The 11,296-nt window shown below is 67.0% G+C and carries 10 protein-coding genes; 1 reads left to right on the top strand and 9 read right to left on the bottom strand.

Annotated features, from left to right (window positions below; all coding sequences use genetic code 11):
* Positions 1-34: 34 nt before the first annotated feature.
* Positions 35-472 (top strand): hypothetical protein, encoded by a 438-nt coding sequence (locus ACFC0O_RS21910; protein ID WP_375960580.1) that lies wholly within the window; start codon positions 35-37, stop codon positions 470-472.
* 584 nt (positions 473-1,056) lie between these two features.
* Here the strand turns inward: ACFC0O_RS21910 and ACFC0O_RS21905 are convergent.
* The 9 genes from ACFC0O_RS21905 to ACFC0O_RS21865 all read right to left on the bottom strand — a co-directional run bounded on the left by ACFC0O_RS21905 (position 1,057) and on the right by ACFC0O_RS21865 (position 11,242).
* On the bottom strand, positions 1,057-2,970 hold the full coding sequence (locus tag ACFC0O_RS21905) for a type VII secretion target (RefSeq protein ID WP_375960578.1): 1,914 nt from the start codon (positions 2,968-2,970) through the stop codon (positions 1,057-1,059).
* Positions 2,971-3,180: 210 nt separating this feature from the next.
* The gene (locus tag ACFC0O_RS21900; RefSeq protein ID WP_375960576.1) at positions 3,181-5,781 is read right to left on the bottom strand and encodes a hypothetical protein; all 2,601 of its coding nucleotides are present in this window, start codon (positions 5,779-5,781) and stop codon (positions 3,181-3,183) included.
* Positions 5,782-5,790: 9 nt separating this feature from the next.
* A complete protein-coding gene (locus ACFC0O_RS21895; protein WP_375960574.1) occupies positions 5,791-6,111 on the bottom strand; it encodes a hypothetical protein in 321 nt (106 codons plus the stop codon).
* 20 nt (positions 6,112-6,131) lie between these two features.
* The gene (locus ACFC0O_RS21890) at positions 6,132-6,482 is read right to left on the bottom strand and encodes a hypothetical protein (RefSeq protein WP_375960572.1); all 351 of its coding nucleotides are present in this window, start codon (positions 6,480-6,482) and stop codon (positions 6,132-6,134) included.
* A 41-nt stretch (positions 6,483-6,523) separates the two neighbouring features.
* Positions 6,524-7,210, bottom strand: a complete 687-nt coding sequence (locus ACFC0O_RS21885) for a hypothetical protein (protein WP_375960571.1) — start codon at positions 7,208-7,210, stop codon at positions 6,524-6,526.
* Complete coding sequence (locus ACFC0O_RS21880; protein WP_375960569.1) at positions 7,207-7,548, bottom strand: hypothetical protein; 342 nt, start codon at positions 7,546-7,548, stop codon at positions 7,207-7,209. The genes ACFC0O_RS21885 and ACFC0O_RS21880 overlap by 4 nt, the downstream gene beginning before the upstream one ends.
* Positions 7,545-9,065 (bottom strand): PPE domain-containing protein, encoded by a 1,521-nt coding sequence (locus ACFC0O_RS21875; protein WP_375960567.1) that lies wholly within the window; start codon positions 9,063-9,065, stop codon positions 7,545-7,547. The genes ACFC0O_RS21880 and ACFC0O_RS21875 overlap by 4 nt, the downstream gene beginning before the upstream one ends.
* Before the next feature lie 24 nt (positions 9,066-9,089).
* A complete protein-coding gene (locus ACFC0O_RS21870) occupies positions 9,090-10,835 on the bottom strand; it encodes a hypothetical protein (protein ID WP_375960565.1) in 1,746 nt (581 codons plus the stop codon).
* Positions 10,832-11,242, bottom strand: coding sequence for a hypothetical protein (locus tag ACFC0O_RS21865; RefSeq protein WP_375960563.1), 411 nt, complete (start codon positions 11,240-11,242; stop codon positions 10,832-10,834). The genes ACFC0O_RS21870 and ACFC0O_RS21865 overlap by 4 nt, the downstream gene beginning before the upstream one ends.
* Positions 11,243-11,296: the final 54 nt, after the last annotated feature.

The raw sequence follows: 11,296 nt of genomic DNA, 5'->3' as shown, positions 1-11,296 counted from the left end.
ATTGGCCAGGGCCGCGGGCGACTTCCTGGTCGCCGTGGCCGACGAGCTGATGCCGGGCACTCAACCGATACCGCTGCGCACCATGCTGAACAGTGCGTGTGGCGGACAGCTGAGCATGGTCCGCGCCGACGGATCGCGTGCCAGCGGCCTCACGGTCACCGGTATTCCGTTTGAAGTCAGCATGGCCGGGGGACGTGGGAAGCTCACGCCCGCGCTCAGATGTGTCGCCGAGACGGGAACGACGCACGCGGACTTCGGATCTCGCCTCGCGGCGCAGCTCGCGGCCATCGACGAGCTTTGCGGCTCGGGACCGAATGAGGATGCCGCAGCGGCGAGTACGCTGCGGTCATTCGTCACGGCGCTGTATCCGAACCCTGCGGCGATTCCCGCGAGCCACCGTTGGGCCACTTGGCTGGGGGTGGTTCATCACGCCGCGGATGCCGGGCCGCGCGGCCGCATTCAAACCCGATGACAGTCTCACAACTGCCCCGAGGCATTCTCCCGGCTGAGCGCGGCCTGCCCGGAATTCGCCAGATCGAAATAGACGCGCACGGTCTACTCGGCCACAAGGTGTAGCTGCGAGCGAAAGACGACATCGCCATACCCATGAAGCTGGTGCAGCGATTCGGCGACCCCACCTAGGTGCTGTCCGAATTGGTGCGATGCGGTGTCGACCCCGCATCGATCCATTGATTTCGGGTATCGGTCTGCTGCGCGAGACTTGGCAGCATCGCATCCTTCGGACTGCATTTGGGGACACTGCACAGCGACGACCCCATCGCATTGATCCGAAAGCTGGTGGATCGCCACCGTGGCACCACGGCAGCTGTCGACGCCCTCGCAGGAGCCGCCGACTCGGTCGGCGCGTCATGCCGCTACTCGGTTGTGGGCCTGGGAACTTCGACCGATAGCGGCATCGACAACCTGAACCTGTACTGCACTCCGGTCTGGGATGGTGCCGTGGGCGCCGTCCTTCGATAGCCGCACGGGGGCAGCCTCCAGCGGGACGCATGGGTGGCCCAGCGGAGCCGGGCACCCATCACGACAGCTCCGGACCTATCCGTTCACTCGATCATCGACCGGCCTCACCGTGACCCCGCTGGGTGGGCCCGCGGTGATGGTCGGCGGCGCTACCCGGGTGGAGATGGTGTCGACGGTGGAGACCTGCTCCGCGGCCGTTGCGGCGGCGACCGGCTGTGCCGCGAACAATGGATGGCCCAGGATCTGTTCGTGGGCGTATACCGCGTCCCGCAGTGCTTGCCGGGTCGGCTGATTCGCGAGAAGAAGCGTCAATTCGGTGCATCGACGCTCGAATACCATGGCGCGCAACGCTTCCGCCTGATCCTCGATACGTAGCTGCCCGAGGCTCACGCGACCCGCGTCGACCCGCCGGGAGAGCATGCTGGCCGCCAACAGATCGTCGGCGTCGCGAAGCTCCTGCCATAGTTGGGCGGGCACCTGCTGTCCGTCGTGCAGTAGCGACAGAATGCGGCCGCGGATGGAACGGGCTCCGGTCGCTTCCGCCGGGGTCGAGGTGGTGCGGCCGACTTCGCCGTGCGCCTGCTCAGCCAGTTCGGTGCGACGGCGGTGGATGGCCGAATCAGGTACCGCGCCAACGCTCTCCAGGGCCGGGATGGATGCGGCCAGGGCGAGCCGGTCGGCGGTACCCGGTCCGGGCGAGCGCAGATCGACGTCATAGGCGGGCGGCACCATGTCCTCGACTGCGGTATCGGGTAGCTGCGCCCGCAGACTCGAATCGATTGAACCGGAAGACACCAGTGCGGTCAGCGCGGATTCGGTGCCGGCGCCCCACGCACGTGCGAACTCCGCGAGTACACGAGCAGGATCGGCCACGCCTTCCCAAGGCCAGGTCTGCTCGGCTCCGATCATCTCGTCCCACACCCACGGGGTCGAGACCTCGCGCGGTAGGTAGAGACCCGCGGGGAGCCAGCCGCGACCCTCGTTACTGGTGATGAACACACCGATTCCGGTCGGTCCGCGCATGACCGAGACCGCCCAGGCCAGGCCGATGATCGGCTCATCGACTGCCGCGAGCACCGCGGCGAGCAGGGTGCGGGCGATCACCAGATCCTCGTTGACGGCCTCGTTCACCACGTTGGCCGGACCGGTCTCGCGATCCTTTGCGGCTGCGACGGCCGCCGCGAACGGGGTCGGCATGATGGTCGGCATGCCGTCGCCGGTTACGCCGGTTCCCGGCGTCGCCGACGCGTTCTGCGTCGAGTCGCCACCGCCCGATCCGGCAAGGATCGGTGCCACGCCCGCTCCGGTCGGTGCGGTCACCGCGCCGGGGCGTGTGGCGTCGGCCGTGGTTCCGGACAAACCGTCGCGCCCCGTGGTGGTGCTCGATACCGAGGGGTCTGTCGCCGACGCGGCGGGGGCGAGAGGCGCTCCGGACTGTCCCGGAGTAACCTGCGCCCCACCGGGCGCTGGGCTGGAGCCGACGGTCGTACCCGGCGCCGCGAGCGGCGAGGTGTCCTGTGCTCCAAACCGATTCGGATCGCCGCCGCCCGAAGCCGGTGGTGTGACACCGGTTTCGCCCGGTCCGCCGGGAATCGGTCCGCCAGGCTGCGTCGGCAATGGGGTGGTAGGAGCGGGCATCGGCGCAGGTGTGTTGATCGGGGTCCCGGTACCGGAGTCGTTCCCACCGGCCCGGTGGATTCGTGCCGCGGCATCGCGATCGGCGCGTTCGTATTCGTCGGCCGAGGAATCCAGTTCGGCGGCGGTTCGATAGTGCTGTGCGGCAAGGGCATTGCCCGCCTGCTGTCTGGCCTTGTAATAGTTCACGAGCGCGTCGAGAACAGGGCTGGCAATGGTTCCGTAGGTGTGCGGAAAGGCCTTGAGCCAATCCTCGGGCGGCTTGGCCCATTCCACGGTGTCGTCACCGACCTTGCGGTGCTGGACCGCGAGTTGGCGGAGTACCGCAGGATCGATGTGCACTTTGCCTGCCACGTTGAATCGAACTCCCTTCCGCCCTCGGCGACTCGCACAATTGTCCAGCCTTCCCACCAGTGGGGAGCCTTTAGTGTTCTGCCCGAGGTCGACGAACCATGTTTCGCCACAGACCATTCGGCTCAGCCGCAGACCATTCGGCGAGTTCGGTGGCAGGCCCCGATGGGCCGGGGCCTGCCACCGGCGTACCCCGCACCACCGTCTCGCAATTCATAAACCGCTGACGCGCGGAGGGGCATGGGGCCCGCCCGCCGCGGCGATGGCCGGATGTTCGATCAGATGGGCGTGCAGGTATACCGCGTCACGCAGACATTGCCGGTCCGGGACCTGCGCCAGCAGCAGCACCAATTCGTCGCAACGGCGCTGCAACTGGATCGCGCGCGCTATCGCGGGCTCGCCATTCTCCTCGAACCGTAACTCCCCCAGTGGGATACGACTGACATCCAGCCGCCTCGACACCATGCCGGCGGCAAGCAGGTCATCGGCGTCGCGCAATTCCTCGAACCAGTCATCCGCCACCGGCGCACGGTTGCGCAGAGCCGTGAGGATGCGCTGTCGCAGTTGAGGAGTTCCCATGACGTGCACAGGATCCGGTATCGCCCGGATGACCCGCGCGTGCGCGTCGCGGGCGAGTTCGGTGCAACGCAATGCGATCGTCGGTTCCTGTACGGACATAACCCGGTCGAGCAGTCGCGGTGAGGCGGTCATCGCCAGCCGGTCACACCGATCCGGTGCCGGCACGCCGAGATTCAACTCCGCTGCCGGGCCGATCTCGCCTTCGAACCGCACCGAGGGCAGCGCCGCGCGAAGTATGGGATCGATCGGCAGCGATGAGGCCACTGCGGAGAGTTCGGCCCCGGATGTCCGTCCCCATGCCCGTCCGAATTCGACCAGCACGCGGGCCGGATCGGCCACACCCTCCCAGGCCGCGTCCCGCGCGGCCTGCCATACCCAGGGCGTCAATACCGTGCGCGGGAGGTACAGGCCGGCGGGCAACCAGCCCCGGCCCTCGTTCGAGGTGACGAAGGCACTGACACCGCTGGCATGGCGGGTCACCACCACCGCCCAAGCGGGCGCGATCGGTGAGCAGTCGACGACCGCGAGGATGCTGCGCAGCAGGGTGCGGGCGAGTGCCGAATCGCCGTCAACCCGGTCACCGAGGACGAAGGCGGGTGCGGCCGCAGCGGCCATCGCAGCGCCGACCGCCTCCTGAAAAGCCGACGAATCATGGTCGGGCGCAGACCGGTCCGCAGATTCACGCTGATCGGTTCGGCCGGTGCGGTTTCGCGATGGATGGTCCCCGGTGGGTGCTGACACCGCGCCACTACCCGCTGCCGAGACAGGCCCTGACGATGCTGTGCTGCCGGGTGCGGCGGCGAGGCCCGGCGCACGCGGCACGCTGTTCGCCGCACCACCGGCCGCAGCCCCCGCACCGGTACCCGGGTTCGCCCCGGTGCCACTCCCCGCCCCCGGTCCCGACTGCGCCGAAATCGGCTGCGCCCCAGCACCTTGTGGCATTGCGGTCGCGCCCGCCGGAGCGGCCGGAGCGAGCGGCAAGAATGGCATCGGGCCGCCCATATCGGTCGGACCAGCAAGGGCGGAGTCATTCTCCCGCACCGCACCCTCGCCGGACAGATCTGGGCCGGGAGCGCTGGAGTTCGTATCGGCTCGCGAATCCGCATCGCTTCCGGGCGATTTCGCGGCGGTATCGGAGTCCGGCACCGAATGCTCGGGGGTATCAACGCTGGAATGAGCAGTGCTGCCGGGAGAATCCGTGACAGCTCTCGACGCAGGAGGGAGGCCACCGGAATCCGCCACCGAATCGTTCGACGAATAGTGCTGTGGTGCGGACACATTCGGCATGCCCCCCGGGAACCCCGGACCCGGACCCACCATGCCCGGTTGCGACGCGGGCAACGGGTGCTGGGATGCGTCGTACCAGTTCGTCCCGCCACCGTGGCCGTCGTCGATCGGAAAGGGCGGCCGCTCATGCCGGTTCGGGTCCGGAACCGCTGTCGTACCCGGCGGCACGGCACCGGAGCGCCCGGCATCCGTGTCCGGGTTCGGGTCCGGTAGGCCAATCGGAGTGATGCCTGGCAGAGACGGGTCACCAACAGGATTTCCGGGCGGCACCCCGGGATGATCCGGATGAGGTTGTGGCGCAGTCGTTCCGGGTCGGCCGTGATCGGGCCGGGACGGATGCTTCGGCCCCGGCCACGATGTTCGACCTGGCCCGCCCGGGGCCCAGGGTGGTTGCCACCCATTTCCGGCCTCTCCCATCCCGGGTATGCCGAGTAGGGCCGCGATAGCCGATAACTCCGGAAATCCCTGCGGCCCAGCCTGGTGGGCAGCGCGCGTCACCACGGCGGCGACTTCGTCGCGGGCATTGCGAATAATGCGATCGATCCGAGCCAGCCGGTCCTTGCGCTCGTCTTCTGTCTCGTCGGCCTGGACCGCCAAGCCGTTGATGCCCGCCACTGCGGAGTCGAGAATGTCGAGGATTCGCGCGCAGGTGCGGCGCACCAGCTGCGCCATCTCCCCGAACAGATCGGCGGCCAGGTTCAGCGCATCGGCCAGCGCCCACAGCCTGCGCTGCTCGACACGCAATGCGTCCTGCACCGGTTGCAGCGCGGCACTGACCCGGATGTGCTCGTCGAACGCGCGACGCGCCTGGTCGAATCCGGTGACATCCATCTCCGAGGCACCGGTACGCGCGGCGGATTCCAGTGTGCGCCACGCTCCGTCGTCGATGCCGGGCCAGTTGTCACCGACAATGGCATCCCAGTAGGGGTTTTCGTACTGCGGTCGCATCGAGGCGGTTCAGGCCTGGTCGCGGACCCGGCGCACGGCGGCACGGCCGTGATCGTCGGCCGTGGTGATGGCGTGGGCCGCCTGCACGATGAAACGCTGGGCGGCGGTCGAATCCCTTGAATCCGAGGTAGCCGCAGCGGTACAGCTCGTTTTGACCCAGTGCAGCACCCCCAGGAGCGCGTTGTCGAGGTCGCAGCGGGCCGTGCCCAGCGGTGTGAGACCGGCGATGGTGCTCGTGGCGCGTCCGGTCACGGCACCGGCCGCGGCGGTGACGCGACCCGCCGCGGAAATGATCTCGTCGGGTTCGTCGATGTCGAGCTTGTGGGTCACGATGCGGTCCTGTCCACGAATCAGCGCCTGGCCGAGCCGAATTCAGCGGCCTCGGCGGCGCGGTAGGAGGCTTCGGTCGGCAGGTCGAACGAGTCGATTGTGTGCGAGAGGGTGCCGTTGTACTCCATTTCGGCGCGCAGGGCCACCCGTGATTTGAGGTGCGCCAGCCGTGCCAGGCGCAGAATCTCGGCGGCCAGCCAGGCGTCCCCGTTATCGCGAGCGTCATCGGTGATGTGCAGGCCGATGATCTCGCCGTCCCGGTTGCAGGCCGCGCCCGCGGTGTGATCGGGATTGAAGACCTCGTGCGTCATGTTCCGCCAGTCCGGAGCCTGCGATTGTGGTGCGTCGTAGGGGTCGAAATCGTCGTCCATGAGTGCTCCTGTCGATAAGGGATCGGTGGCGAATTCCGTTGTCAGTCCGCCGGTTCGAGTTGGGCGGTGAGTGCGGCCCAGGTCAGATCGCCGATGCCGAGCACATGCCGCAGTTGCCAGAAACGGTTGCCCAGGTACAGCTCCGCGGAGCCGTCCTCGGCCACATCGAGCTGCTCGGTCCCCTCTGCGGTCGGACCGAGGGTGACGGTGGTCATCGGCGGTCGCTTATCGTCTGCCATGAGCACGGTCCCGCCACCCGGGATGAAGGTGAACCGGCAGCGGTTTCCGGCCGGCACCGCGAGATCGGCGCTGTTGGTGGTGACGGTGACCTCCGGATCGAGCAGCAACTGCGCGACCCAGGCACGCGCGGTGGTTTCGGGGCGTGCGGCTTGAATACCGAGGGTCGGCAGGGCTGCCAGATCCAATACCAGCACCGATTCGGTCGCCGTAAGTCCCACCACCACAAGTCGTTTCGCCGTTCCGGCCGGGGGCGGCAGATCATCGGCCGGCAGAGTCAGCACATCGGTGCCGGGCCCGGTGACCGCGGCGGGAAAAGCGGTCACTGTGCCGGTGGCGACCTCCACGGTGAATGCCACGATGGGGCTGGGCGCGGTCGTGCCGACCATGGCCAGCCGTGCCAGACCCTCATCGTGCAGCCACTGCACGGTATCGGCGACGGTGACCGCCGGTTCGGTCTCGGTGTTCGGTTCGAGGTCCGCGCCGGTCATGCCGACTTACTCGCCGGTGCGTCCGTGGTCACCGTTTCCGGCCACGGCTCGACATCCATGATGACCTGGTACTGACGTCCGGCATCGGCTGTGCTCTCGCCGATCGCGGCCATGATCTCGGCGACCAGTTCGGCATTGCCGAAGCGTGCCGTGGTGCCGGGCGCGAAGTAGAGATCGGTGAGACGGCCCATGGCGTCGACCTCCGGCACCACCGCTCCGCTAGGTGAGGGTCGGCGCGCGCGGATGCCGTTGATTCGCTCGCGCAGATCGGCGATGCGGTGCCGAAGATCGCGCGCGGCATCCAGGGCGGCCTGTACATCGGGGTGGATATCGGTCATACGGAGCCTCCGGGATTGGTCGGCGCCTGATTGGCATGGGCCGGCGTCGGGGGTGTCACGGTCGGGGCGATGGTGGGCTTCTCACCGATCACCGCATCGGTATGGGGGGTGTCGTCGACGTACATGAGACGGTCCGGATGCCAAGCGACTACACGATTTCGGTCATTTCCGGCACCGGCTCCGCCCGCGCCGCCCATGCCCGCACCCATCGGCATGTAGGGCATCATCGGTGAGGTCCCCGCGCGGGCGGCTGGGTTGCCCGCGGACTGGCTGGGCAGAGCGTCGATGACGGGAGCTCGCGGCAGGCCCGAATTGCCCAGTGACGCAGTAGCACTGACGCCCGGCATCGGCGCGACGTTGTACGTGGTGAGGTCGGGAACGCTCGGTGAACCGGGATCTCCACCGCCCGGGCTGCCACCGCCGCCGGTGAAGTTCGGCAGTTCGGGCAACTGATCCGACGGATAGTCGTCCGGATACTCGAGCCCGGCGTCGGGATCGTCCGTCGAATTGTTCTGCGACAGTGAACTCGCCGAATTGGTAAGGCTGCTGAGCAGGGAGGGCAGCATCGACATCAGGGCGGTGCTGCTCTGATCGCCTTTGCCGCCGGTGCCCTTGTTGTCCCCGGAGCCGCCGTCGGTGCCGCCCGGTGTTCCGGTCCCGGGTTTGCCGGTCCCGTCCGGCGCGGGCAATGTCTTGCTGATCTCCCCGGTGTAGTCGGCGTGCGTCTGCGCCGAAATCCCGTTCTGCTCATTGAATTCCGCGAGCGCCTGCGCCAGCGCGACCTCGTCCTTGGATCGCATGGCGGTGAGCAGGCGTTTGCGGGTGGCCAGGATCTCCTGGGGTGTCGGGTGCCGGTCCTTGGCGGCCTGGAACGCGTTGGCGTAATCGTCGACATTGGCGGCGAGGGTGCCCATATTGCTGCCGATGTCGGTGAGCTGGCGGCCGTAGTTGTTCAGGCGCTCAGCCACTGTCGTGCCCACCGGGGTCCAGTTATTCATGACCGGTATCAGGCTCTCGAACCCGGCGACGGCGTCGCGGTGCGGCCCGTCCAGATACTGCCGAATCGAATTCGCGAACGCTCGCGCCGGACCCGGTCCGGGTCCCGAACGCAGTTGCTGCGCGAAGGTCAGCGGATCAACCGCGGGTGCACCCGCCACCGCGGGAGGCGGCGGCGCCTGGCGCATCCCATAGGGCGGCATCTTGGGGACGGGATTGGTCACGGTGTCCGCACCGCTGCCATTGACCTTTCGGGCACCCGCATCGTCGGCGACGGTGTATTCGACAGCGGAAGCCCCGATTTGGTACGCGTGCGGCCCCGCCCTATTGGCGATGCCGATCAGCGAGTTGAACGCCGACTCCGCGTGCGCGGTGTGAAACGCCGATGCCACCGTCGAGGGCAGATCGGCGCCCGCCGGTGTCACCCACCCGGTGGGCAGCCTGGCATGAGCCTGCTCGACCAGCCGCCACAGCGTGGCGGCGGCCTCGATCAGCTCCCCGGGTTCGACGTTCATTGCCATATCGGAGTTCCTTCCGCCCCGCGCTCAGCTCGCCGGAGCCGCGACCACCGGCATGGGCGCCGCGGGCCCGTTGATTCCCGGCACCGCACCGTCGGAGTGTTTGGCGCTGGTACCTGTGATCTCGATTCCACGCGGATGCGCCCAACCCACGAATTTGCCGAGATCGCCCGTGGTCTCGGAGATCTGGTCCGGATACCGGCGCAGTTCGCCGTTGACAATGAGGTCCAGCGAAGCCTCGCCTTCGGATCCCATCGCGCGCACGATCGCCACCAGATCGGGGCTCTCCCAGACTCCGACATCACCGGTCATCAACTGGCTCGGATCGACCCGATCACCAATCTGCTTGGTATCGGACCACTTTGCCGTGGTGTCGGCGTAAGCGGCCTGCGCATCGGTGCCCTTCTTGTTGCCGAACGCCTTGTCCAGCGCCTTGGCCACGATGACCGACACCCGCTGGGTCTTGCCGTCCGGAAACGGATAGTCCACTGCCCCATCGGCATCCGGAGCTGGCGTGACCGGACCGGCCGGCGCGGCCGAGGCGGGCTTGTCCGTAGGCGCGGGTGGCGCCGTGGTGGTCGCGGGTGGTGTGGTGGTCGGCGTCTGCGGTGTCGCCGCGGGGGGAGTCGCCTGCGGGGGAATCGCGTTCTGCGGGTACCGATCGTAGGGATCGTCGTTGTAGCGGTCGTAGCGTCCCGGATCCGCCTGGAGCCGGTCGTTCATATTGGGCTGCATGGCACTCATCAACGACGGCAGCATCATGCTCATGGGATCCATGCCGGAGCCCATCCCGCCGCCCATCATCGCCGGCGTCGCCATGTTCGGGTTCTGGTTCGGTGTGGAGTTGGGCGGCGTAGTCGATGGTGGCTGCCCGATATTGCCCGGATCCCGGGTTCCATTGTCATTGGAGTTGCCGGGTGGTTTGGTGGGGTCCGGTGTGGGCGGCGTTGTCGGATCCGGTGTGGGAAGAGTTTTGGCGGGAGGCGGATTGACTCCACCGGGGTTCAGTCCAGGGTTCAAAAGCCCGAGGCCACTGTTGTTGTTCGGTGGCGTGTAGATGCTGCCGTTCTGGCCGCCCGGCAGGTACTGGTTGGGATTGACCGCCGGAGGATCAGCCTTAGCGTCCTTACCTTCCAACTTCGCGAGTCGGGCTTCGACATCGGGCGGAATCTTTCCGGTGCTGTCGGCAACACCTTTGCCCAGCAGGTCGTATTGCGATTTCGCCTGTTTGATGGTGACGGTCGCCTGGTCAGCTGCCTCCGCGAGGTATATCTGCGCCCAATTGTCGACCGTGGTGGCGGTGCTCGGAAGAGATTTCGCCTTTTCCTGAATGACATCGATCATGTCGTTCATCGCCTGCTGGGCGGTCCGTGACACCTCGGCGGTCTTCTGCGCCAATGGCGCGATCTCGATGTCGACGGTTTTGAGGTTCTGGAACGCGGCCTGGAGGCGCGACACGGCATCCATGTAGTCGGATGCGCCTTCGCCCTTTTCCTTCCCGACCGCATCCGTCGATCCCAGTCCCAACGCCGCCAATTCAGGCGGATCGTTCTTCAACGGGGGAGGTGTCCCCTTACCGTTGCCGAAGCTGTCGAAAATCGTCTTGTAGGTCACTGGCAATTTCCGGTAAAGCTCGTCTACCGCTTTGGACAGCAGAAACTTTTCCTTCGGGGAGTACTTGTCCGGGTCCAGCTCCATCAGCTTGTTACTGGGAATCCAGATCTGATGCATCTGCGCGGGAGCCGTTCCCGCGGTATCGGCGGGATCGCTCATGCCGGCATTGCGAGGGGTTCCGTCGGAATCGAGATCGGTCCCTTCTTCTCATCACCGGAGGAACCGGATGGAGGAGCAAAGCCAAGACCGACCGAGTGCGCAATGCCTATCGGGATGCCTCGCTTGATGACCGGACCGGTCACCTTTCCGACTTTCCCGACGCCGCGGATCGCCGGGAACTTACCGAGGGCGCCGGCCATGACACCATCCAACGCACCGGTCAGAAACGCATTTCCAAGATTGTGGCCATTGGTCATGTAGGCGGAAACTCCACCGACAACACCGCCGACAAGCCCCATGATCGCGCGCCCCGTCGGGGTGGCAGTAACCAGTTTGGAGGCAACTGCGCCCACAATGCCGACCGCGGCGCTTCCTGCGAGATTCTTGAAGAAGCCGCCCACGTCCATTTGCTCACCTCACCGAATCGGAGTCGGCATCCGAGAGCATCACCCGGCACTCGA

The sequence above is a fragment of the Nocardia sp. NPDC056100 genome, assembly GCF_042266325.1.
In the GTDB taxonomy this organism is placed as follows: Bacteria; Actinomycetota; Actinomycetes; order Mycobacteriales; family Mycobacteriaceae; genus Nocardia.
Note: the sequence above shows the minus strand (reverse complement) of the source record. Positions and strands in the feature narration are given on the sequence as shown.